The following is a 22,899-nucleotide window of genomic DNA, read 5'->3' as shown; positions in this document are numbered from 1 at the left end:
AACCTCAACCTGAACTGTTAAGTCCGGAAAAAATCTAGCCGATTGGTGATTTATGCTTTAGCGCCACGAAATTGACGTCCAATGATCAACATATCGCAGCACCATAACACGAAAAGTGATCAGAATCAACTTTTTGCTGCACAAGCGCAAACTAAACGCATTGCAAGACTTGATTTTCAGGGCAAATCAGTCTTGCGGGCAATTGCGGTACCCCGAATAAGTTTAGTCGCCTTCGCCCGGTTCCGGGGAGAAGTATTTCTCGAGTTTACCGGTGACGCCGTCCATTTCCTTGGCATCGCTGGGCGCATCTTTCTTCGCCGAAATATTCGGCCATTTTTCCGCATATTCCGAATTCAGCTGCAGCCAACTGTCGAGGCCCGGCTCGGTGTCCGGCTTGATGGCCTCCGCAGGGCATTCCGGTTCACACACGCCGCAATCGATGCACTCATCCGGGTGGATGACGAGCATGTTCTCACCTTCGTAAAAACAATCGACCGGACAGACCTCAACGCAATCCATATATTTGCAGCGGATGCAATTGTCGGTCACAACATATGTCATTTACTGGCTCCTGAAGACACCATAGTCAGCGTGTCAGCGGTTGAGGTAACGATTTGGCACCGGCCTGACAAGAGGGGAAAACGGACTGCGGCACCAGAACGCGGCCCGAAAAATCTCGACGTGCAAAAGGATTGTCTTCATCACATCAGGACCGAGCTATTGTCCAAGTCCGCAGCGTGCCATTCATCGCATCGCGATGACCTGCCGACAAGCAACCATTGTCCTCTAATATAGGCGTTGCGGAAATAATATTTTAGTCCCACCGACGAATTTGGAGATAATTTCGATGTTTCCGCGTTTTGCCCCGCAACCCACAACGCGGATGCGTCAATCATCGGAGCCGTTGTCCCGGCCCCTCATCAGCCGGTCGACGTCCCGCCGTTCGCGCTTGGTGGGACGACCGCTGCCCGCATCGCGTCTGGGCAGCATGTCGAAGCGGCTCATGGCATCCTTCGGCGGTGGCGGCGGAGAAATGTCCTCGTACAGCGCCCGCGCCTCCTCGGCAGGTCCGCGCCGGGTACCGCCGGACAGGACTTTGTAAATGAGAATGCGCCGGTCCAGCGTGATCGTCAGCACATCACCGGGTTTGACCCCGTGTGATGGCTGGTCGATCTTGTCCTTGTTGACCCGGACATTGCCGCCCGATGCCAGCTTTGCAGCGAGGGAACGGGATTTGACCACCCGCGCGAAAAACAGCCACTTGTCGATGCGCTGCCTGTCGGTTCCCGTCATTTAGGGCCAAACCCTCACTTCTTCATCTGCTCCTTCAACGCCAGCAACTTGGCGAAGGGGGAGTCCATGTCGATCTTGACCGGGCGTTCTTCCCGCTCCGGACGCTTGCCGTTATTCTGCGGCTTGCCGGAGGGCTTGCCGCCTTCCTGCCGGGCGCGGTCGCCGCCGGGCTTGCCGCCCTTGCCGCGGAAATCCTTGCGCTCGCCGCGCTCGCCCTGCGGACCGGCATTGCGGTTCGGACGGCTTTGACGCTCCTCGCCCTGGCTATTGCCATTGCGGGCCCGCGGTTCACGCGGATTCTCGCGTCCGCCCTGTGGACGGCGGTTGTTGTTGCGGCCTTCGAAGCGGGGAGCCTGGCGCCAGAGCAGTACCGGCTTGGGTGCTTCTTCCGCCGCTGGAGCGGTTGCGGTTTCAGCAACAGCCGCAGGCGCTTCTTCGCCAGCCGCAACGGCTGCCACAGCCTCGACAACCGGTTTGACGATGGGATCACCAACCGGTTCGGCCGCCGGCACGGATTTGGTGCCTTCCGGCGCAACGGCAGCCATTTCCTGCGGGGCAGGCGACTGGGCAACCGCATCGAGTTCGGCAACCTTGGCCGACACAACGGCTGCATCGGTTGCTTCCGAGCGGTAGCCGAGATTCTTCAGGATTTCTTCCATATCGTCGGCTGTTGCCCCGAGAATGGACATCATGGCCGGGGTGACGACGAAACGCGTGCCGTCATAGGCACCGTCGGGCCGTGTTCCGCTTCCCGGCTTCCATGCCAGTGCCGGACGGATGAGATCGGCCAGACGCTCGAGAATATCGATGCGCACGGCACGGCGTCCGAGCAGCCGGTAGCCCGCGAGGCGATAGAAGGCCGGATCGAAGGCGGGATCGGTGACAACCGACGTGCGGCCTGCGGACAGCACCTGCACCACATCGCCATAGCCGGGACGATCCTTGGCATCTTCCTTGAGTGCCCACAGCAGCGTCAGCAGACCCGCAGGCGCTGGTTTGAGCAATGCAGGCAGGAAGACGTGGTAGGCGCCAAAGCGCACGCCCAGACGGCGCAGGGCCGCGCGCGAATCCTGATCAAGGCCGCGGACATCTTCAGCCACATCGCGGCGCTGCAGCACGCCAAAATTTTCGACGAGCTGGAACGCCAGTCCCCGCGTGATCCCGACCAGCGCATCCGCGTTGGCAAGATCAACCAGCGGCTTGAGCACCGTATCCACATGATGGGCGAGGAAACGGTCAACCCGCGCAGCGACCTTGTCGCGTGCCGGTCCCGTCAGCTGCTCGTCGGCCAGCAACACCGCTCGGGGCTTCAATGGCTGCTCGCCCGAGACGACCGAGGCGACCGGAGCGCCAATCCAGCGCAGCGTCCCGTCCGATCCCAGGGCAAAGTCGCCGTTCGCGGAAGCGGCAAAGCGCTCGGCGCGATTGTCGAACTCTGTCGCCAAGGCTTTTTGTGCAGCGGCCTTCACGGCTTTTGCATCGGTTCCATCGATCTGGCTGTCCGTGGTGAAACGGAATCCATCCAAACGTCCAACATGGTGCCCTTCGACAACAACGTCCCCGGCAGGGCTAATTTCGGCTTCTAGCATTGTATTCTCTCTCAGGCGCCTCATAAGCACGCTTGTCCTGCGGTCTACGAAGCGTTTCGTCAACCGTTCATGCAGTGCATCTGATAATCTGTCCTCAATTTCACGCGTCTTTTCTTGCCAATGTGCCTGATCTGCCAGCCATCCCGGCCGATGCGACACAAAAGTCCAAGTTCTGATCTGGGCAATCCGCCGCGACAAAGCATCGATATCGCCATCGGTCGTATCAGCCCGGTGCACCTGTTCGCCCATGTATGTTTCGTTAACATGACCATGTTCGACGAGATCTGTATAGATCGATGCAATAATATCCGCATGCTGCGCCGGCGCAATTTTGCGGTAGTCCGGCAACGCACAGGCATCCCACAGGAGGGCCACCCGTTCCGGCGTGTTGGCCAGCGGCGCGATATCCGGATCTTTCGACAGATATTCGAGCGCCTGCTGATCCACCGCCGGCAGTGCCCGGGTCAATCCCTCCACCGGTGCGGGTGTGTCGATCGACCGTTTCAACGCATCAAGGCTGGAAAAATCAAACCGGGCGGTGCGCCATTGCAAAATCTTGACGGAATCGAAGGCATGCGATTCCACGCGCTGCACCAGTTCTTCTGAAAAACCGGAAACCTGCCCTGTAACGCCAAACGTGCCGTCGCGCAGGTGCCGCCCGGCGCGCCCGGCGATCTGGCCGATTTCGCCCGGCGACAGATCGCGGAACTGATAGCCGTCAAACTTGCGGTCCTGCGCAAAAGCCACGTGATCGACATCGAGGTTGAGCCCCATGCCGATGGCATCTGTGGCGACCAGATAATCCACATCGCCCGACTGATAGAGATCCACCTGGGCATTGCGGGTGCGCGGGCTCAAGGCCCCCATGACCACGGCGGCACCGCCATTCTGGCGGCGGATCAGTTCGGCGATGGAATAGACCTCGTCCGCGGCAAAGGCCACGATGGCGGTGCGCGGCGGCAGGCGCGTGATCTTCTTCGAGCCGGCATAGGTCAGATTGGACAGGCGCGGACGCGTGACGACGGAGATGCCGCGCAGCAGCTTTTCCAGTATGCCGCGCATGGTGGCCGCACCAAGCAGCAAGGTTTCCTGACGGCCCCGCAGATGCAGGATGCGGTCGGTAAAGATGTGGCCACGCTCCAGATCGTTGGCAAGCTGGACCTCGTCGATGGCAACGAAATCCATATCCGTCTGGCGCGGCATCGCTTCGACGGTACACACCGCATAGCGCGCGCCGGGCGGCATGATCTTTTCCTCACCGGTGATCAGCGCGACATTGGCAAGCCCCACCCGTTCGACAACACGGTTGTAGACTTCGCGCGCCAGCAGGCGCAGCGGCAGGCCGATCATGCCCGTCTGGTGCGCCAGCATCCGCTCAATGGCGAGGTGAGTCTTCCCCGTGTTCGTCGGCCCCAGAACGGCGGTGACGTCACGACCGCTCAGGATCAAGGGAAGTTCGGGAGTAGGCATAAGGTTCATCAAAAATATCCAACACCGGCACGACGGCCTTACCAGAACCAGCAAGGCATGCCGGGCATGCACCATCCGATAGCATTATCGGCATCAGACAGAAAGTATGCGGCGACCTCAAGATAAACAATTGCGAACCGATTCACGGAGTGTTCCATTAAGAAACAGAACGCGAGCAGAACGAATCAGCGACGAATCAGCTATAGGATCAGATTCCTGCTTTGTTCACGGCCACATCTAGCTTTCCCGGGTGCGAGTCGCACAAGATGCTGAATCAGCGGGAACAGGATTTCAACGAATCGGTTCATCGCCGTTAACCTTTGGCTTTTCCGCGCAAAAGCGGGCGGTCCGCCGTCAACGATTTTTTGGTCTGTTAAGAAAATCGCAATATTTCCTTATAGTTAGTTAAGGAATCCAAGGCCCGGGTGCCCCGTTTCATTAACACTCCGATCAAAGGAAGAACGAATCAGCGACGAATCAGCGCTTTGTCCATTTTCCTGTTTTGTTCACGGCTACATCTTGTGCCGAAGGCGCGGGAGTCGCACCAATCCCCGAACGCACGGGAAGGAAATAGGACAAGATTCAGGAAACGCCGTTAACCTTTGGCAGCGAATATCGGGAATCGCCGCCGCACAAAACGAAAACGCCGCCGACCGTTTCCAGTCCGCGGCGTCTTTTGATTTGCTTCCGATCAGCTGAAATACTGCCCGCCATTGGCTGTCAGCGTCGAGCCGGTGATGAAGCCGGCATCGTCAGAGGCGAGGAACACCACGCAGCGCGCGATTTCTTCCGGTTCGCCCAGACGTCCGACCGGGATTTGCGGAATGATGCGCTCGTTGAGCACCTTCTCGTCGATGGCCCGAACCATTTCCGTGCCGATATAACCGGGACAGATGGCATTGACCGTAATGCCGGCGCGCGCGCCCTCCTGCGCCAGCGCCTTGGTAAAGCCGATATCCCCGGCCTTGGCCGCGGAATAATTGGCTTGCCCGGCCTGGCCCTTTTGTCCGTTGATCGAGGAAATATTGATCACGCGGCCGAATTTGCGGTCACGCATGCCCGTCCATACCGGATGGGTCATGTTGAACAGGCCGGTCAGATTGGTGTTGATCACTTCGCCCCATTGGCCTGGGGTCATCTTGTGGAACATGGCGTCACGGGTGATGCCCGCATTGTTGACCAGCACGGCGACGGGGCCGTGATCGGCCTCGATCCTGGCAATACCAGCAGCGCATTCTTCATAGTTGGAAACATCCCACTTGTAGGTGGCAATACCGGTCTTTTCCGTGAATTTCTTCGCCGCGTCGTCATTGCCGGCGTAATTTGCCGCGACCTTGTACCCTGCCGCTTTCAGGGCCACGGATATGGCTGCGCCGATACCACGTGTTCCGCCCGTAACGATTGCCGTTTTGGTCATATTTCCCCTCCCTAATTCATGTTGGATCAAAGTTAGTGTTGTTGAAAAGAGACGTGGCAGCAGCCTGGAAATTTAGTGCTGCCGGAACACGGGTTCGACAAAGGCCGAACCCGTGCTCATTCTTGCAGATCAGTCCTTGACGCGCTCAACGCACAGGGCAATGCCCATGCCGCCGCCAATGCACAGCGTGGCAAGGCCCTTTGTGCCGTTGCGGCGCTTCAATTCATAAAGCAGCGTGTTGAGCACCCGGGCACCGGAAGCGCCGATGGGATGACCGATGGCAATGGCACCGCCATTGACATTGACGATGTCGGGATTGAGCCCGAGATCCTTGTTGACGGAAAGCGCCTGCGCGGCGAAGGCTTCGTTGGCTTCGACCAGATCAAGGTCCTCCACCTTCCATCCGGCCCGCTCCAGGGCCTTGCGTGACGCAGGGATTGGACCTGTGCCCATGATGGCAGGGTCGACACCGGCCGTTGCCCAGGAAACGATGCGCGCCAGCGGCTTGACGTTGCGGCGCTTGGCCTCGTCCTCGCTCATGAGCACCACGGCAGCCGCACCATCATTGAGGCCGGAGGCATTGCCTGCGGTAACGGTGCCTTCCTTGTCGAAGGCGGGCTTCAGCTTGGCAAGGGAGTCGAGTGTCGCGCCGTGACGGATATACTCGTCATCCGCAACGATCACGTCGCCCTTGCGGGTCTTGACCGTGAACGGCACGATTTCATCCTTGAACTTGCCCGCCTTCTGCGCGGCTTCCGCCTTGTTCTGGGAGCCAAGGGCGAACTTGTCCTGATCTTCGCGGGTGAACTGCCACTTGCGGGCGATGTTCTCGGCGGTATTGCCCATGTGGTAGCCATGGAAAGCGTCGGTCAGGCCATCCTTGATCATCGTATCGATCATCTTGAAATCGCCCATCTTCACGCCGCTGCGCAGATACGCGCAATGCGGCGCCATCGACATGGATTCCTGTCCGCCCGCCACGATGATATCGGCATCGCCGGTTGCGATCTGCTGCATGCCGAGGGCCACGGCGCGCAGGCCGGAGCCGCAGAGCTGGTTGAGCCCCCAGGCTGTCGCCTCCTGCGGAATGCCTGCCTCCATGGCGGCCTGGCGAGCCGGGTTCTGCCCTTCGCCGGCGCTGAGCACCTGGCCCATGATCACTTCATCGACATCGGCACCATCGACACCGGCGCGGCTCAGCACTTCCTTGATCACGGCAGCGCCGAGTTCGTGGGCCGGGACGTTGGCAAAAGCACCGTTGAACGACCCCACGGGGGTTCGCGCTGCACTGGCGATAACGATGGATTGGGTCATAGACGTCTCCTTATCATTGAGATGCTGAATTCATTCAGCTTGGCTTCCCGAACAGAATTCCCTCCCTGCGGCAGTTTGACAAGGGGCATTCGCCGCGAAGCCAAATTTATCGCCTGCAAGGCAGAGAAAGGCGAGAATGATCTGCGCGATGGATGCGGCGCACAAATCACTTTGATTTGTGCCGCTTTCCCCCTATCCTCGTGGATATATCAGTAAGCGGGCACGCAAATTCAGACCATTTGAGTCTGATGACATGAGTTGGGGAGTTCTCTGATGGCAGCAAAAACCGGCGACGTCGTCATTAAAAAATATGCCAACCGGCGCCTCTACAATACCGGCACAAGCACCTATGTGACGCTGGAAGATCTCGCCGAGATGGTGAAGCGCAATGAGGATTTCACCGTTCAGGACGCCAAGACCGGAGAAGACATCACCCATTCCGTCCTGACCCAGATCATCTTCGAACTGGAAAACAAGGATGGGCAGAACATGCTGCCGATTCCGTTCCTGCGCCAGCTCATCGCCTATTACGGCGACCAGATGCAGGTGGTGCTGCCAACATTCCTCGAACAGTCCATGAGTGCCTTTGCCAAGGAACAGGAGCGCATGCGCGAGCAGCTTTCGGCCGCCTTCGGCAAATCGCCGATCGACATGATGAACATCAGTGCGCCGGTCAAGCTCGTTGAGGAGCAGGTTCGCCGCAACACGGAGATGCTGCAGCACGCCATGCGCATGTTCACGCCATTCCCGCTCAACAAGACGGCCGGAGCGGCCGAGGCCGACGAAACACCCGCCGCCGAAACCGCCAAGAAGGATACCGGGCTGGACGAACTGAAAGAACAGATCGCCGCCATGCAGCGCAAGCTGGACTCCCTCGACAAATAATCCAGGTCACATCCGTTTTTGACTGAATATCCGGCTCGCGCGGCGGATCGGCTTTTGCATTCCATGACCATACGAACTCAAGAGGACACCATGGCCCAACTCTCACTTTCCAAAGCCAACACCATCATCAAAGCAGCGCTTGCCAAGGGCACCGAGGCTGGCATGCGGCCGCTCTCCGTCGCCGTGCTCGATGCCGGCGGCCACCTCAAGGCCTTCCAGAAGCAGGACGGCGCTTCCCTGCTGCGCTTCGAGATCGCCTTCGGCAAGGCGTTCGGCGGCCTGACCATCGGCACGGGCTCGCGCACCGTTGAAAAATTCGCCAAGGAACGCCCGCACTTCGTCGAGGGGCTGGTGGCAGCGTCCGGCGGGCGCGTCATCCCGGTGGCGGGCGGCGTTCTCATCAAGAATGCCAAGGGGGAGCTTCTCGGCGCTGTAGGCATCACCGGCGACACTTCCGACAATGACGAGATTGCTGCCATCGCCGGTATTCAGGCGGCCGGTTTCATCGCCGACGGCGGCCAGATCTGATCACCTGCCCTGTTCTGGAACAGGGCAGCGGCGCTACAGGCGTGTCCCGGCGAACAGCCGGGGCGCAATGAAATCGACGAACACCCGCAGCTTCGGCGACAGATGCCGGTTTGAAGGCCAGAGCACCCAGAACTGGCCTGTCTGAACCAGACATTCGTCAAGCAGCGTGTGCAGTTCGCCCGCCTTCACCGCATCGGCCACCAGGAAGTCCGGCATATAGGCAATGCCGAGGCCGCGGACCGTCGCGCCATAGAGCGCTTCCATATTGTTGCACACCAGCGCCGAGGGCAGACGCAGGTCAATGTCCGAAGCTGCTCCTCCCATCACCCAGTCCTGCAGCTTGCCGCTTGTCGGAAAGCGGTAGCGCAGACAGGCGTGATGCTGCAGATCGCGCAATTCCCTCGGTCTGCCGCGCCTCTGCAGATAGGCTGACGACGCGGCAAGCACCTGCCGGAACGGACCAAGCCGGCGCGCCATCAGCGACGAATCCGGCAAATCTCCACTGCGAATGACGGCGTCGAACCCTTCTTCGATCACATTGACGATCTGGTCGTTGAAATCGAGATCAAGCTCGATTTCCGGATAGAGCTGTTCGAATTCGGGCAGGTGCGGCAGCAGGAAACGATAGCCGATCGTCGGCAAGCTCACACGCAAGCGCCCGCGCGGGGCTTCCTTGGTGCGCGACAGCATGGATTCCGCGTCATTGAGATCATCAATGATGCGGCGGCAGCGCTCATAAAACAGCTGCCCCTCCTCGGTGAGGCTGATGCGGCGCGTGCTGCGTTGGAACAGGCGTACATCCAGGTTCTGCTCAAGCCGGGCAATCGTTTTTCCAACCGCCGAAGCGGAAATACCCAGCGACCGGCCAGCCGCAACGAAACTTAGCGTTTCTGCGGACCGCACGAAAGCAAACAAACCATTCAGATTATCCATGGCCACTCTATTAGAGAAATATTGTCCGCTATGTCGGGATGTGTGCCGTAATTTTCAATGATTAAAGCCTGTGTATCATGAATACAACTATTCCCTTCCACATTTTGATACTGCAGGTGAAAAATGACTGCCCAAACACATCCGCACAATACAGCGGAGAAGCTGATGATTCTGACCGCTGTCTGCCTGGCGGCCCTCGCCATGCCCGTCAGCTTTACCGGCCCTGCCGTCGCACTTCCTGCCATTGCCCGCGCCCTTGGCGGCAGCCCGGTCGAGCTCAACTGGGTTACCAATGGCTTCATGCTGGCCTTCGGCAGCAGCCTGATGGCGGCGGGCGCGCTCGCCGACAATTACGGGCGCAAACGCGTCTTCCTGACAGGCCTTATGCTTTTTGCCGTTTTCTCGCTGGCGCTGTCGCTTGTCACCAGCCTTGTCTGGTTTGACATCATGCGCGCGGCACAGGGCCTTTCGAGTGCCCTCGCCTTTTCCGGCGGCATGGCCGCACTCGCCCAGGAATTCGATGGGCAGGAACGCACGCGCGCCTTCAGCATGATCGGCATCACATTCGGCATTGGCCTGTCTTTCGGGCCGATTCTTTCGGGAACGCTGATCAGTCATTTCGGCTGGCAGGCAGCAATCCTCGTCACCCTGCCGATCACCCTTGTCGCGTTTAGCCTTGGTGTTTTCCGGTTGCGGGAATCGCGCGACCCCGACGCAAGGGGCATCGACTGGCAGGGCGCTATCAGCTTCACTCTGGCGCTGACGCTGCTCACGTGCGGCATATTGCAGGCGCCGGATATCGGCTGGGGGCACCCGCTCGTCATCAGCATGCTCGCCGCCGCGCTGCTCGTGTTCGGCTTCTTCGTAAGCGTCGAACAGCGCGCGGCACGGCCGATGCTGGACCTCAGCCTGTTTCGTTATCCGCGTTTTGTCGGCGTGCAGATCCTCGCCGCGGCTCCCGCCTATTCCTTTGTCGTCCTGCTGATTCTCCTGCCCATCCGCTATATCGGCGTGGAGGGCTTCAGCGAGGTTCAGACCGGGCAGATGATGATTGCCCTGTCGGGGCCGCTGCTCATCGTGCCGTTTCTGGCAGCACTGCTCACGCGCTGGTTCTCCGCCGCGATCCTGTGCAGTGCCGGCCTTCTCCTCTCGGCAGGCGGACTGTTCTGGCTCAGCCGCTGCATGCCGGGCCAGCCGGTGGAACTGACACTCCCGGCATTGGTCCTGATCGGCTTTGGCATCAGCCTGCCCTGGGGATTGATGGATGGCCTCGCCGTCAGCGTCGTCCCAAAGGAGCGGGCCGGCATGGCAACGGGTATTTTCAGCACCACGCGCATTGCCGGTGAAGGCATTGCCCTTGCCATTGTCAGCGCCCTGCTTACCGCGCTTCTCAACTGGAAATTGGGTACGGGTCCTGATGCCGCGCAGGCGGCCCAGAAGCTGGCAACCGGCAATATCGCCTCAGCCATCGGCCTATTGGGTCCGGTCAGCCCGCAAGCCGTACTGCAGACCTATGGCGAAGCCTTCGGCCAGCTCCTGCAGATTCTGGCGGAGATCACCCTTGTGACGGCACTCGCCATCTTCATCGTCATGCGCATACCGGACAAGGCAGTCATCGCCGCCTGACCGACCCAGCGATATCAAGCCCCGGCAGATGGCCTCCTTTGCCGGGGTTTTTGCATGATGTCAGCGGAAGTTGACGTCGCGCCCGGCAGAGCGCAGCGAAACGGTGAATCCCGCCAGAATATCGAAAAAAGCCATTGCCATCAGAATGAAGAACAGCGAATGCGAGGCGCTGGGAACCAGCAGGAATTCCACCAGAAATGCCACGAACACGAAGGTCGACAGGAGATGGTCAACCACCGAGGCATTGCTCGTGCGCGTTGACTTCATGATCTCGAAGAACAGCAACGCCAGCGACAGCACGATCATCAGGTCGCCGAGTGTCATCCGCCATACGCCGCCCGACAGCATCTGCATGGAATAGAGCTGTGTGGCCCACGGATCGGCGCCGCCAATACCCGTCAATCCGGCAACCACCAGATTGAACACAACAAGCGGCACGATCATCAATGGAATATTGGAAATCACGGCATCTGTCTCCCATCAGCATGTCATAAACAAAAAAGACCGGCACAAGGCCGGTCCTCTTTATCACGAAATCCAGGAAGGGATCAGCCTTCTTTCGGCGTCAGAACCTGACGGCCGCGATACATGCCGGTCTTCAGATCGACATGGTGCGGACGGCGCAGTTCGCCTGAATTCTTGTCTTCGACGTAAGTCGGGGCCTTCAACGCGTCGGCGGAACGGCGCATGCCGCGCTTCGACGGAGAAGTTTTTCTTTTAGGTACAGCCATTGTTCCTGCTCCAGTAATCAGTCAAAATCCGGCGCTGGCCCGATCGAGCCTGTCACAATGGACAAAATTCCGGAAAGTTCGGCTGGGGCTATACACGGCTTGAGAGCTTTTGACCAGCATGAGTCGCATATTTTTTGTCGCAAATGCCGATATGCCGGGATTTGCGCCGATAGAGGGTCTATTTGACACAACCTATATACGCACCGGCACCCCGCGCACGCCGTTCATTGAGCCTTGCCAGCGTTTGCAACCCCTGCCCCGGCCGCGCCGGATTGCGCGCGATCGGGTTGGGCAGGGTCACCGCGAGAAAGGCCGCCTGCCGCGGTGTCAGCCTTGCCGCACTCACCTTGAAATGATGCTGCGCCGCCGCCTCGATGCCATAGATCCCCGGCCCCCATTCGGCAATATTCAGGTAGATTTCCATCACCCGCCGTTTGGTCAGGATCAGATCGGTCATCATCGCCAGCGGCATTTCCAGGCCCTTGCGGATGAAAGACCGGCTGTTCCACAGGAACAGGTTCTTGGCGGTCTGCATCGTGATCGTCGACGCACCGCGCGTCTGCTCGCCATCCATGGCATCGGACACAACCAGATTCATCGCATCCCAGTCGACGCCGGAATGAAAGCAGAACCGCGCATCCTCCGACATCATGACGGAATGCACCAGCACCGGGGAAATCTCGTCCAGTGACACCCAGCGCCGGTCATAACCGGAAAAAGTCACGAGGTCCTTCACCATCAAGGTGGAAACCGGATGCACGAACGGCAGCCGGTACAGGCTGAGCAGGATGATGGGGATCATCATCAGGAGGATACCCGCCAGAATCAGGTAGCGCACGATGCGCCCCAAAGGCGAGCCGCCCGGACTGACCAGATAGCCTCCGCCTCTTTTGTTTCTGACCAGAACCCGTGTCACACCCGCCGCCTGCGTTGAAAGCCCACCATGGACATAGAGCAACCATCCGCCAAAGGGAACCATTTCCATGCCATTCCAGCCATGTTCACAATGACAACAAGGCAAAAATGCAAAAGCAGCGCATCTAATCATTGACCGGGCGCCGATTTTTCGCTCATTGCCAGATCATGATGACAGATCAAGACACTTCCCTGTTTCAGATGACATTGCTGCATCGCGCCGCCTCGGTGGAAACGCTGCTGGCCGACCTGCTCTCGGATCAGCCGCAAGACGGCGAGATCAGCCGTCCGCCCCGCCTCATGGCAGCGATGCGGCACGGCGTTCTCAACGGCGGCAAGCGTCTGCGCCCCTTCCTCGTCATGGAAAGCGCCGCTCTCTTCGATGCCGACACCCCTGCGGCTTTGCGGGTAGCGGCGGCGCTGGAATGCATCCATAGCTATTCGCTCGTGCATGACGATCTACCGGCCATGGACAATGACGATATGCGCCGCGGCCAGCCGACGGTGCATCGCAAATTCGACGAGGCAGCGGCAATCCTCGCAGGGGACAGCCTCCTGACCTACGCGTTCGAACTGATCGCAGCCGAGGCGACTGAACTTGATCCCGGCGCCAAGGTTGCACTGGTGACGGCTCTGGCACGCGCGGCCGGCATCGGCGGCATGACCGGCGGCCAGGCGCTCGATCTGGAGGCGGAAAAGGTCAAGCCCGACGAGGCAGGCATCATCCGCCTGCAGGCCATGAAGACCGGCGCGCTGATCCGTTTCGCCTGCGAGGCCGGTGCCATGATCGGCAATGCCAATTCCCTGGATCGCGAACGGCTGGCGGAATACGGCTCGGCCATTGGCCTTGCCTTTCAGCTGGCCGACGACCTGCTCGACGTCACCGCCGATGCTGCCCATATGGGCAAAGCCACCGGCAAGGATGCGGCGGCGGGCAAGGCTACGCTGGTTTCACTGCACGGGATCGACTGGACCAAGCGCCAGTTGGGCGGGCTGGTGGCACAGGCCGAGGAATTGCTTGCGCCCTTCGGCGAAAAGGCTGCCCTGCTCAAGCAGGCCGCACGGTTCATCGCCGAGCGGCAGAGCTAGAAGCTATTCGGCCGCGTGCGAGCCTGCGCCCTGGCCGAAGCGGTTTTCGATATAGTCGGCAACCATCTTCTGGAATTCCTTGGCGATACCCGCACCGCGCAGGGTCGCCACTTTCTTGCCGTCAACAAAGACCGGGGCCGTCGGCGTTTCGCCGGTTCCCGGCAGTGAAATGCCGATATCCGCCATCTTGGATTCGCCCGGCCCGTTGACGATGCAGCCCATCACCGCGACATTGAGCGCTTCGACACCGGGATATTTCTCGCGCCAGACCGGCATATTGTCGCGAATATCGCTCTGGATCGATTGCGCCAGTTCCTGAAACACGGTGGATGTGGTCCGCCCGCAACCGGGACAGGCCGCGACAATCGGGATGAACTGGCGAAAGCCCATGGTCTGCAGCAATTCCTGCGCCACCTGCACTTCACGTGTCCGGTCACCGTTCGGCTCCGGTGTGAGCGATATGCGGATCGTGTCGCCGATACCCTGCTGCAAAAGAATGCCAAGGGCTGCAGAGGAAGCGACAATGCCCTTGGAGCCCATGCCGGCTTCGGTAAGGCCGAGATGCAGCGCATGATCGCAGCGCCGCGCCAGCTCCGCATAAACCGCGATCAGGTCCTGCACCTGGCTGACCTTGGCGGAAAGAATGATCCTGGAGCGTGGCAGGCCGATTTCTTCGGCCAGCTGCGCGGAAATCAGCGCCGACTGGACAATGGCTTCCCGAGTGACCTGTTCCGCCGTCAGGGGCGCGCCGGCCGCATGGTTCTGGTCCATCAGCGCCGTCAGCAGTTCCTGATCGAGCGAACCCCAGTTGACGCCGATGCGCACCGGCTTGTCATAGCGGATCGCCATTTCGATGATGGCGCCGAACTGCGCATCCTTCTTGTCCTTGAAGCCGACATTGCCCGGATTGATGCGGTATTTCGCCAGCGCTTCGGCGCAGGCCGGATGGTCCGCCAGCAGTTTGTGGCCGATATAATGGAAATCGCCGACCAGCGGCACGTTCAGGCCAAGCCGGTCCAGCCTTTCGCGGATTTTCGGCACAGCGGCAGCGGATTCATCCCGGTCAACGGTGATACGGACGATCTGCGATCCCGCGCGGGAAAGGGCTGCCACCTGTGCAACGGTGCCGTCCACATCGGCTGTATCCGTATTGGTCATCGACTGCACGACGACGGGTGCGCCTCCGCCAACCATGACCCCGCCCACATCGACGCCAACGGAGGCGCGGCGGGCAAAGGGCTGCGAATAATAGTCAGACATTGTCAAACTCCAGATATTCCCTTCACGTGGCGCAGGGAACGCCTTGTGTCAACACCATGTGACATGAACGCGGCAAATTCAAAGCAAATGCCCTTCCCGATCACGCCACAGTGAACCGTATGACAAAGTGTTCACGTTCCAAAGCTGGTATTTTTGCTGCAATGCAATATATTCCAGACGCCTTCAACACGGTTGTTAAACCAAAGGAAGTTTCTCATGGCCAAGAAGACCGCAGTCGTCACAGGTTCCAACTCCGGCATCGGACTGGGTTCCGCCCACGCCCTCGCAGCGGCGGGTTACAATGTGGTGATCAATTCCTTCACGGACCGCCCGGAAGACCACGATCTTGCCAAGGAGATCGCCGCACAGCATTCCACCGGCGTCGCCTATATCAAGGCCGACATGTCCAAGGGTGACGAATGCCGTGCCCTGATCGACCAGGCTGCTGCCGCATTCGGCAGCGTCGATGTGCTGGTCAACAATGCCGGCATCCAGTTTGTCGCCCCTGTCGATGAATTCCCGCCGGAAAAATGGGATGCGATCATCGCCATCAACCTGACCTCGGCGTTCCACACCACCGCTGCGGCGCTTCCCTATATGAAGAAGGCCGGATGGGGCCGCATCATCAATATCGCCTCGGCGCATGGCCTGCGCGCATCGCCGTTCAAGTCGGCCTATGTGGCGGCCAAGCACGGCATTCTCGGACTGACCAAAACCGTAGCGCTGGAAGTGGCGGAAAAGCATATCACCAGCAACGCCATCTGCCCCGGTTATGTCCTGACACCGCTCGTCGAGGCTCAGATCCCCGACCAGATGAAAGCGCACAACATGGACCGCGAAACCGTCATCCGCGAAGTCATGCTGGACAGGCAGGCAACCAAGGAATTCGCCACGGTCGACCAGATCGGCGCAACGGTGGTGTTTCTCGCCAGCGATGCGGCGGCGCAGATCACCGGTACATCCATCTCCGTCGATGGCGGTTGGACGGCGCAGTGATGAACCACAAACCCAAAGTCATCAACATCGCGCTGCAGGGCGGCGGCTCGCACGGCGCCTTCACCTGGGGTGTTCTCGACCGCATTCTGGAAGATGGCCGGTTGACCATCGAGGGCATATCCGGCACCAGCGCCGGTGCCATGAATGCTGTCGCGCTGGCTGATGGCTGGAGCCGCAACGGTCCCGATGGCGCCCGCGAAAAGCTCTATGAGTTCTGGCGGGCGGTGGGCCGCACCGGGCAGTTCAGCCCGGTTCAGCGCACGCCCTGGGACCGTTTTTTCGGCAACTGGTCCGTCGAGAACGGCGTGGGGTACAATCTGTTCGAGCAGTTCTCGCGCATGTTTTCGCCCTATGAGTTCAACCCGTTCAACCTTAACCCCCTGCGGGATGTGGTCGAGCGTGAGATTGATTTCGACCGGGTGAAAGCCTGTTCGGCACTCAAGCTGTTCATCTCGGCAACCAATGTGGAAAGCGGCCGCCTGCGGGTCTTTTCCCAGTCGGAGCTCAATGCCGATGTGGTGATGGCATCCGCGTGCCTGCCCTATATTTTCCAGGCGGTGGAGATTGAAGGTGAACCCTACTGGGATGGCGGCTATGGCGGCAACCCGGCGCTCTATCCCTTCTTCTATTCGACCAAGAGCGAAGACCTGCTGCTTATCCAGATCAACCCGATCGAACGGCGCGGCGCGCCGAAGACCGCCCGCGAAATCACCGACCGTATCGACGAGATCACCTTCAATGCGGCGCTGCTGCGTGAGTTCCGTTCGATTGCCTTCGTCAATTCGCTGATCGACGCAGGCCGGATCGAACACGGCGAATACAAGCATATCCGCATGCACCGTATCGATGCCGATGTGGCGCTGGCCGGCCTGGCGGCCTCGTCGAAAATCAACGCGGAATGGGCCTTTCTCGAATATCTGCGCGATCTCGGCCAGGCCGCAGCCGATGACTGGCTGGAAGAGCATTTCGATGCGGTGGGCGAGCACGCGACACTCGATCTCTCCGGTGAACTTTCTCCCGAAATGAATGTCGGATTGAAAGCCCACAAGGCCGGACGGAGGGTGACCGACTTTCTGCTGCAGCGCAAGAAACCGGCGGTCGCGGCAAGCCGCCGGGCATAGATCAGGTGCCCGGGTTTTCGTTGCGGTCGGCACTGGCTGCAAGATTGGCCATCAGGAAGACCACGACGAGCAGGCAGGCCAGCACCATATAGACCGGGCCGAATCCCGTACGCCCGCCGACAAAGCCGATTGCCGAGGGCGCGACCAGAATGCCGGAATAGCCCATCAGCGTGACGAGGCTGAGGGCGACGCCCGAAGACGTTCCCTTCTGGTTGCCCGCAGCCGAGAAGGCGATGGGCACCATATTGGCAATGCCCAGCCCCGCAAACGCAAAGGCCAGAATGGCGATCCAGGGGCTTGGGGCAAGGCTTGCAACCAGCATGCCCGATGCACCAATGAGCGCGGAAATGCGCAATGTCTTCACCGCACCGAAGCGGTTGCGCACGCCGTCGCCGAGAAAGCGCATGACGGACATCGTTCCCGAAAATGCGGCGAAGGCAAATCCGGCCGTGGCAATATCGGCACCGCGCTCCTGCTTGAGGTAGAGAGCCGCCCAGTCGAGAACGGACCCTTCCGGAACCATGGAGAAAAGCGCCATGATGCCGATGAGGTAAATCAGCGGGTTGGTCGGGAAAGCCAGCTTGCCCTTTTTCTCGTGCACCACCGGCGCATCTTCAGTGATCATGTAGCGGAACGCGGCCAGCCCCAGAACAACCGCAATGGCTGTGACCACCGCCGCGTGAACCAGATGGCCCTGTGCTTCGATCAATAGGCCGCCAAGGGCGCCGCCGGCGAAGCCGCCAAGGCTCCAGAACCCGTGTGAGGATGACATGACAGCGCGCGACAGTTTTTTCTCCACCTCGACGGCATTGGCGTTCATGGCCACATCCATGCCGCCGATGACGGCACCGAAGAGGAAAAGCGCGGGCGCCGCGATGTAAACATTCGGAGCCAGCGCCACCAGCAAAAGGGAAAAGCTGCAGAAGACGGCAAAGCCCTTGACCACCGCGCGCGACCCGTACCGGCCGATGAGGTAGCCGCACCAGGGCATTGCCGCCAGGGCGCCAAGGCCAAACACCAGGATCATCAGGCCGAGCGTGAACTCGCTGATGTGCAGGCGCGTCATGAAGACGGGGATCTGCGGCGCCCAGCTGCCGATCAGAAATCCATTGAAAAAGAAAGCGCTGGCAACTGCCCAGCGGCCATAGACGGCTTTCTTCCTGTAGAGGGAGGCATCCATAGTTTTATCACCAGCTTGAATTTCGGACAGGATGGACATCACGCACCGCGTCTGTCGGCGATGACGACTTCGACACCCACGCCGCGAATCCGCTCAACAATCGACGGGTCGGCGGTTCTGTCAGTAATCAGCGTCGATATGGCCGAGATGGGCGCAATGGCAAAGGGCGCCTGCTTCAGCAGCTTTTCAGCCGTGGCTAGCAGCATCACTTCATTGCTCGCCTTGCTCATGGCCAGTTTCAGATGCGCGTCCTCGTAGTTCTCGGCGCGCAGTGTCAGGCTCTCGTCGATGGCGCAGGCGCCGAGCACACAGTAGTCGACGTGCATGAGCTGCACTTCGGCAAGCGGCGACTGCCCGATGACGCTGCGGGTGAAACGATTCAGCGTGCCGCCAAGAAGGATAACCTCGCACAGGGGATGGTCGAGAGCGGCCGAGGCAATATCCGGCGAGCTTGTGATGATGCGCATCTGCAGGTTGACCGGCAGGGCGCGCACAAACTCAAGCACGGTCGTGCTCGAATCGAGAAGCATGGTGGAATTCGGGGCAATTCGTTCAGCGGCAACGGCAGCAACCGCCTTTTTCCCGGCCGTTTCATCCTTGGCGCGCTGCTGAAAGCTGCGAAAGCTCGAACTGCTGCGCGCTGCACCGCCATGGAAGCGCTGGACAAGCCCTGCTTCGGATAACTCGCGCAAATCGCGGCGTATGGAATCTTCCGAAACACCGAATTCCGTCGCAACGGCATTCGCCAGGACGCGGCCGGATTCATTGACCCGTTTGAGGATCATGCTCTTCCGCTCTTCCGGCGACAGGTCTTTGGTCATTGTGGAATACCCTGCACATGCGCGCTCACATCCCGCATCGGCTGCGGAACTCAACGACCCGACCATACTTCGCATATGCGCACTATTCAATGCCTGTTTATGCCGATATGCGCACATATCGGCATAAACGTGTTACATCGGGTGATGGGCAGCAGCACACATCCATCTCGTCGTGCCCCAAGATTGAGCTCAGGGGCACGACGCGGCCGGCTCTATGCGGACCGGATGGCGCTTACTCGTAGACGGCGAGCAGATCCTTGGCATCAATCTGGTCACCGGCGCGCACCAGAATTTCAGCCAGCGTCCCGTCCCGTTCGGCACGCAGGGCCGTTTCCATCTTCATCGCCTCGATGGAGAGGAGCACGTCACCCGCATTGACCTTCTGGCCAACCGAGACGCCGACCGTGGACACAATGCCCGGCATCGGCGCCCCTACATGCTTGTCATTGCCAAGCTCTGCCTTGCGGCGGACGCCGACGCTGCCCGCACGGGTGCGGTCAGGCACCTTCACGCGGCGCGGCTGGCCGTTCATTTCGAAGAACACGGTGACCATGCCCTTCTCATCCGGTTCACCCACTGCCTGATTGCGTACAACCAGGGTTTTGCCGCGCTCGATATCGAGGAAGACTTCCTCTTCCTGCGCCAGCCCGTAGAAATAGACATGTGTCGGCAGGACACTGGTCGGACCGTAAGTGCCGTGCGTCACGGCAAAATCGGTGAACACTTTTGGATACATCAGATAGGACGCAAATTCCTGGTCGCTGACCTTGCGCTCCAGCTTTTCCTCAATGTCCTTGCGCTCGGCCACGAGATCGGCCGGTGCCAGCAGTGAGCCCGGCCGCTCGGTGAATGGCTTTTCTGCTTTCAGGATCTTCTTCTGGATATCTTTGGGCCAGCCCTTCGGCGGTTGGCCGAGATCGCCGCGCATCATCGAAACCACCGAATCCGGGAAGGAAATATCCTTGTCCGGGTTCTTCACGTCGGCGACGGACAAATCCTGACTGACCATCATCAGCGCCATATCGCCCACGACCTTGGATGACGGCGTGACCTTGACGATATCGCCGAACATCTGGTTGACGTCAGCATAAGCCTGCGCCACTTCGTGCCAGCGCGTTTCAAGGCCGAGCGAGCGCGCCTGCTCCTTCAGGTTGGTGAACTGTCCGCCTGGCATCTCGTGCAGATAGACTTCCGATGCCGGTCCCTTCAGATCGCTTTCGAATGCCGCATATTGGGTGCGGACCGCCTCCCAGTAGAACGAGATGCGGCGGATCCATTCCGGATCAAGCCCGGGATCGCGCTCCGTGCCCTTGAGGGCTTCGACGATCGAACCGAGACAGGGCTGCGAGGTATTGCCGGACAGGGCATCCATGGCGGCATCGACCACGTCGACTCCCGCATCCACGGCGGCAAGTACGGTTGCCGCTGATATGCCCGACGTGTCATGCGTGTGGAAATGCAGCGGCAGGTCTGTCGCCTCGCGCAGTGCCTTGAACAGCACCTTGGCAGCGCCCGGCTTGAGCAGCCCGGCCATGTCCTTGACCGCGATGATATGCGCGCCGGCCTTTTCCACTTCCTGCGCCAGATCGACATAATATTTCAGGTCGTATTTCGGCCGGGCGGAATTCAGGATATCGCCGGTGTAGCAGATGGCGGCTTCACACAGCTTGTCCTCCTCCAGCACCGCATCCATGGTGACGCGCATGTTCTCGACCCAGTTGAGACTGTCGAACACGCGGAACACATCGACGCCGTTGCGGGCGGCCTGCTGCACGAAATACTTGACCACATTGTCAGGATAGCTCTTGTAGCCAACGCCATTGGCGCCGCGCAGCAGCATCTGCAACAGGATGTTCGGTGCCGCTTCGCGCACGTCTGCAAGCCGTTCCCATGGATCTTCCGTCAGGAAGCGCATGGCCACGTCGAACGTCGCGCCGCCCCAGCACTCCAGCGAGAACAGCTGCGGCAAGGCGCGCGCATAGGTACCGGCGACCCGGGCGATATCGAAGGTGCGCATCCGCGTTGCGAGCAGGGACTGATGGCCGTCGCGCATGGTCGTATCGGTGAACAGGGCGCGCTTTTCATTGCGCATCCATTCGGCAAACTTCTTCGGCCCTAACTGATCCAGCATCTGCTTGGTGCCATCCGGGATCGGTGTCTCAATGAACGGCACCCGCGGCAGCGCCGCTTCGGCCGGCGGCGTGGCACGGCCCTTGGTTTCCGGATGGCCATTGACGGTGACATCGGCCAGATAGGTCAGAAGCTTGGTGGCGCGATCCTGGCGCTTGACCTGTGCGAACAGCTCCGGCGTCGTGTCGATGAACTTCGTCGTGTAGCTGTTATCGGCGAACTTCGGATGGGTGATGATGGCTTCAAGGAAGGTCAGGTTGGTGGCAACACCGCGGATGCGGAACTCGCGCAAGGCGCGGTGCATACGCTGGATCGTCTCGTCGGCCGTCGGAGACCACGCCGTGATCTTTTCCAGAAGCGGATCGTAATAGCGGGTGATGACCGCGCCCGAATAGGCGGTGCCGCCGTCCAGCCGGATGCCAAAACCGGTTGCACCGCGATAGGCGGTGATACGGCCGTAATCCGGAATGAAGTTCTGTTCGGGATCTTCCGTGGTGATGCGGCACTGCAACGCGTGGCCGTTCAGCCTGATGTCCTTTTGCGCGGGAATGCCGGATTCCGGCGTTCCGATCGTTGCGCCTTCCAGAATGCGGATCTGCGCCTTGACGATATCGATGCCGGTGACTTCCTCGGTCACCGTGTGTTCCACCTGAATACGTGGATTGACCTCAATGAAATAGAACTGGTTTGTGTCGGCATCCATCAGGAATTCGATGGTGCCCGCACCGATATAAGCGGTTTTCGCGGCAATCTTCAGGCCGTAATCGGCAATCTCCTTGCGCTGCGCCTCGTTGAGGTAAGGCGCCGGCGCGCGCTCGACAACCTTCTGGTTGCGGCGCTGGATCGAACAATCGCGCTCGAACAGATGCACCGCATTGCCGTGCGTATCGCCAAGAATCTGCACCTCGACGTGGCGCGCGCGCTGCACCAGCTTTTCAAGGTAGACTTCATCCTTGCCGAAGGCGGCCTTGGCCTCGCGCTTGCCCTCGGTGACCTCACGGGCAATATCATCCGGCGAGAAGATGGCGCGCATGCCGCGCCCGCCGCCGCCCCAGGATGCCTTCAGCATGACGGGGTAGCCGATCGTCTCGGCAAGCTTCTTCACCTCGTCCATGTCGTCGGGCAGCGGGCCGGTTGCCGGCACGACCGGAACGCCGATCTCGATGGCGAGATTGCGGGCAGCAACCTTGTTGCCGAGGCGGCGCATGGTTTCCGGCTTCGGCCCGATGAAGATAATTCCGGCTTCACCGCAGGCCTCGGCAAATTCCGGGCTTTCGGACAAGAGGCCATAGCCCGGATGGATGGCGTCAGCGCCCGACAGCTTTGCCACCCGGATGATTTCCTCGATCGACAGATAGCTTTCGATCGGCCCCATGTCTTTGGCCAGATGCGGCCCGCGCCCAACCTGATAGGACTCATCCGCCTTGAAACGGTGCAGCGCCAGCTTGTCTTCCTCCGCCCATATCGCCACGGTTTTCATGCCAAGCTCGTTGGCGGCGCGGAAAACACGGATGGCGATTTCTGATCGATTGGCGACGAGGATCTTCTTGATAGGCAAGGCGAAAACTCCGAAATCTCATAGAGGCAATATGAGTGGTAAA

The 22,899-nt window shown here is 60.0% G+C and carries 19 protein-coding genes; 6 read left to right on the top strand and 13 right to left on the bottom strand.

Going from position 1 to position 22,899, the window contains the following annotated elements; translation table 11 throughout:
* Positions 1-222 precede the first annotated feature (222 nt).
* From fdxA to RDL77_RS12010, 5 genes are all read right to left on the bottom strand, one after another.
* Entirely contained in the window at positions 223-561 is a 339-nt protein-coding gene (gene fdxA / locus RDL77_RS12030) for a ferredoxin FdxA (RefSeq protein WP_105734377.1), read from the bottom strand.
* Between the two features lie 327 nt (positions 562-888).
* A complete protein-coding gene (locus tag RDL77_RS12025; protein ID WP_288192976.1) occupies positions 889-1,293 on the bottom strand; it encodes an RNA-binding S4 domain-containing protein in 405 nt (134 codons plus the stop codon).
* 14 nt (positions 1,294-1,307) lie between these two features.
* Complete coding sequence (locus RDL77_RS12020; RefSeq protein ID WP_288192975.1) at positions 1,308-4,361, bottom strand: helicase-related protein; 3,054 nt, start codon at positions 4,359-4,361, stop codon at positions 1,308-1,310.
* Positions 4,362-5,043: 682 nt separating this feature from the next.
* Positions 5,044-5,769 carry an acetoacetyl-CoA reductase gene (gene phbB, locus RDL77_RS12015; RefSeq protein WP_105734374.1) on the bottom strand — a complete coding sequence of 242 codons (726 nt, stop codon included), beginning with the start codon at positions 5,767-5,769 and terminating at the stop codon, positions 5,044-5,046.
* Positions 5,770-5,898: 129 nt separating this feature from the next.
* Positions 5,899-7,083 carry an acetyl-CoA C-acetyltransferase gene (locus RDL77_RS12010; protein ID WP_288192973.1) on the bottom strand — a complete coding sequence of 395 codons (1,185 nt, stop codon included), beginning with the start codon at positions 7,081-7,083 and terminating at the stop codon, positions 5,899-5,901.
* Between the two features lie 273 nt (positions 7,084-7,356).
* On the opposite strand from RDL77_RS12010, the gene phaR reads away from it, so the two are divergent.
* Both phaR and RDL77_RS12000 read left to right on the top strand, forming a co-directional pair.
* Positions 7,357-7,968, top strand: coding sequence for a polyhydroxyalkanoate synthesis repressor PhaR (gene phaR, locus RDL77_RS12005; RefSeq protein ID WP_105734372.1), 612 nt, complete (start codon positions 7,357-7,359; stop codon positions 7,966-7,968).
* Positions 7,969-8,058: 90 nt separating this feature from the next.
* A complete protein-coding gene (locus RDL77_RS12000; RefSeq protein ID WP_288192972.1) occupies positions 8,059-8,496 on the top strand; it encodes a heme-binding protein in 438 nt (145 codons plus the stop codon).
* 33 nt (positions 8,497-8,529) lie between these two features.
* On the opposite strand, the gene RDL77_RS11995 is transcribed toward RDL77_RS12000, so the two are convergent.
* Positions 8,530-9,429: a LysR family transcriptional regulator gene (locus tag RDL77_RS11995; RefSeq protein ID WP_288192971.1), complete on the bottom strand. Its 900-nt coding sequence runs from the start codon at positions 9,427-9,429 to the stop codon at positions 8,530-8,532.
* A 123-nt stretch (positions 9,430-9,552) separates the two neighbouring features.
* Between RDL77_RS11995 and RDL77_RS11990 the strand changes: the two genes are divergently transcribed.
* Entirely contained in the window at positions 9,553-11,055 is a 1,503-nt protein-coding gene (locus tag RDL77_RS11990; RefSeq protein WP_288192969.1) for an MFS transporter, read from the top strand.
* Positions 11,056-11,115: 60 nt separating this feature from the next.
* Here RDL77_RS11990 and RDL77_RS11985 read toward each other — a convergent pair whose 3' ends face one another.
* The 3 genes from RDL77_RS11985 to mtgA form a co-directional block, all read right to left on the bottom strand.
* Positions 11,116-11,520: a hypothetical protein gene (locus RDL77_RS11985; protein WP_105734368.1), complete on the bottom strand. Its 405-nt coding sequence runs from the start codon at positions 11,518-11,520 to the stop codon at positions 11,116-11,118.
* 83 nt (positions 11,521-11,603) lie between these two features.
* Positions 11,604-11,786 (bottom strand): 50S ribosomal protein L32, encoded by a 183-nt coding sequence (gene rpmF, locus RDL77_RS11980; protein WP_008121851.1) that lies wholly within the window; start codon positions 11,784-11,786, stop codon positions 11,604-11,606.
* A 178-nt stretch (positions 11,787-11,964) separates the two neighbouring features.
* Entirely contained in the window at positions 11,965-12,702 is a 738-nt protein-coding gene (gene mtgA, locus RDL77_RS11975; RefSeq protein WP_288193000.1) for a monofunctional biosynthetic peptidoglycan transglycosylase, read from the bottom strand.
* A gap of 170 nt (positions 12,703-12,872) precedes the next feature.
* Between mtgA and RDL77_RS11970 the strand changes: the two genes are divergently transcribed.
* The gene (locus tag RDL77_RS11970) at positions 12,873-13,790 is read left to right on the top strand and encodes a polyprenyl synthetase family protein (RefSeq protein WP_288192964.1); all 918 of its coding nucleotides are present in this window, start codon (positions 12,873-12,875) and stop codon (positions 13,788-13,790) included.
* Positions 13,791-13,793: 3 nt separating this feature from the next.
* Here the strand turns inward: RDL77_RS11970 and ispG are convergent, their stop codons facing one another.
* Positions 13,794-15,050 carry a flavodoxin-dependent (E)-4-hydroxy-3-methylbut-2-enyl-diphosphate synthase gene (gene ispG, locus RDL77_RS11965; RefSeq protein ID WP_374042709.1) on the bottom strand — a complete coding sequence of 419 codons (1,257 nt, stop codon included), beginning with the start codon at positions 15,048-15,050 and terminating at the stop codon, positions 13,794-13,796.
* A 216-nt stretch (positions 15,051-15,266) separates the two neighbouring features.
* On the opposite strand from ispG, the gene RDL77_RS11960 reads away from it, so the two are divergent.
* Together RDL77_RS11960 and RDL77_RS11955 are read left to right on the top strand one after the other, a co-directional pair.
* Entirely contained in the window at positions 15,267-16,046 is a 780-nt protein-coding gene (locus RDL77_RS11960; protein ID WP_288192963.1) for a 3-hydroxybutyrate dehydrogenase, read from the top strand.
* Positions 16,046-17,167 carry a patatin-like phospholipase family protein gene (locus RDL77_RS11955; protein WP_223613731.1) on the top strand — a complete coding sequence of 374 codons (1,122 nt, stop codon included), beginning with the start codon at positions 16,046-16,048 and terminating at the stop codon, positions 17,165-17,167. The genes RDL77_RS11960 and RDL77_RS11955 overlap by 1 nt, the downstream gene beginning before the upstream one ends.
* Before the next feature lies 1 nt (position 17,168).
* Here the strand turns inward: RDL77_RS11955 and RDL77_RS11950 are convergent, their stop codons facing one another.
* From RDL77_RS11950 to pyc, 3 genes are all read right to left on the bottom strand, one after another.
* Positions 17,169-18,347, bottom strand: a complete 1,179-nt coding sequence (locus RDL77_RS11950; protein ID WP_223613732.1) for an MFS transporter — start codon at positions 18,345-18,347, stop codon at positions 17,169-17,171.
* Positions 18,348-18,385: 38 nt separating this feature from the next.
* Positions 18,386-19,168 (bottom strand): DeoR/GlpR family DNA-binding transcription regulator, encoded by a 783-nt coding sequence (locus RDL77_RS11945; protein ID WP_288192962.1) that lies wholly within the window; start codon positions 19,166-19,168, stop codon positions 18,386-18,388.
* 232 nt (positions 19,169-19,400) lie between these two features.
* On the bottom strand, positions 19,401-22,856 hold the full coding sequence (pyc, locus tag RDL77_RS11940) for a pyruvate carboxylase (protein ID WP_288192961.1): 3,456 nt from the start codon (positions 22,854-22,856) through the stop codon (positions 19,401-19,403).
* Positions 22,857-22,899 lie beyond the last annotated feature (43 nt).

Source organism: uncultured Phyllobacterium sp. (assembly GCF_902479695.1).
GTDB classification, from domain to species: domain Bacteria; phylum Pseudomonadota; class Alphaproteobacteria; order Rhizobiales; family Rhizobiaceae; genus Phyllobacterium; species Phyllobacterium calauticae.
The sequence above is the reverse complement of the archived record's forward strand: the minus strand, read 5'-3'. Positions and strand labels throughout refer to the sequence as shown.

Bases quoted from the DNA above. Each gene is read 5' to 3' on its own strand.
- RDL77_RS11955 (WP_223613731.1), top strand. From the start codon at position 16,046: ATGAACCACAAACCCAAAGTCATCAACATCGCGCTGCAGGGCGGCGGC.
- RDL77_RS12020 (WP_288192975.1), bottom strand. From the start codon at position 4,361: ATGAACCTTATGCCTACTCCCGAACTTCCCTTGATCCTGAGCGGTCGT.
- phaR (WP_105734372.1), top strand. From the start codon at position 7,357: ATGGCAGCAAAAACCGGCGACGTCGTCATTAAAAAATATGCCAACCGG.
- rpmF (WP_008121851.1), bottom strand. From the start codon at position 11,786: ATGGCTGTACCTAAAAGAAAAACTTCTCCGTCGAAGCGCGGCATGCGC.
- RDL77_RS12000 (WP_288192972.1), top strand. From the start codon at position 8,059: ATGGCCCAACTCTCACTTTCCAAAGCCAACACCATCATCAAAGCAGCG.
- RDL77_RS12025 (WP_288192976.1), bottom strand. From the start codon at position 1,293: ATGACGGGAACCGACAGGCAGCGCATCGACAAGTGGCTGTTTTTCGCG.
- RDL77_RS12010 (WP_288192973.1), bottom strand. From the start codon at position 7,083: ATGACCCAATCCATCGTTATCGCCAGTGCAGCGCGAACCCCCGTGGGG.
- phbB (WP_105734374.1), bottom strand. From the start codon at position 5,769: ATGACCAAAACGGCAATCGTTACGGGCGGAACACGTGGTATCGGCGCA.
- fdxA (WP_105734377.1), bottom strand. From the start codon at position 561: ATGACATATGTTGTGACCGACAATTGCATCCGCTGCAAATATATGGAT.
- RDL77_RS11970 (WP_288192964.1), top strand. From the start codon at position 12,873: ATGACAGATCAAGACACTTCCCTGTTTCAGATGACATTGCTGCATCGC.
- ispG (WP_374042709.1), bottom strand. From the start codon at position 15,050: ATGTCTGACTATTATTCGCAGCCCTTTGCCCGCCGCGCCTCCGTTGGC.
- RDL77_RS11960 (WP_288192963.1), top strand. From the start codon at position 15,267: ATGGCCAAGAAGACCGCAGTCGTCACAGGTTCCAACTCCGGCATCGGA.
- RDL77_RS11990 (WP_288192969.1), top strand. From the start codon at position 9,553: ATGACTGCCCAAACACATCCGCACAATACAGCGGAGAAGCTGATGATT.
- RDL77_RS11950 (WP_223613732.1), bottom strand. From the start codon at position 18,347: ATGGATGCCTCCCTCTACAGGAAGAAAGCCGTCTATGGCCGCTGGGCA.
- RDL77_RS11995 (WP_288192971.1), bottom strand. From the start codon at position 9,429: ATGGATAATCTGAATGGTTTGTTTGCTTTCGTGCGGTCCGCAGAAACG.
- RDL77_RS11945 (WP_288192962.1), bottom strand. From the start codon at position 19,168: ATGACCAAAGACCTGTCGCCGGAAGAGCGGAAGAGCATGATCCTCAAA.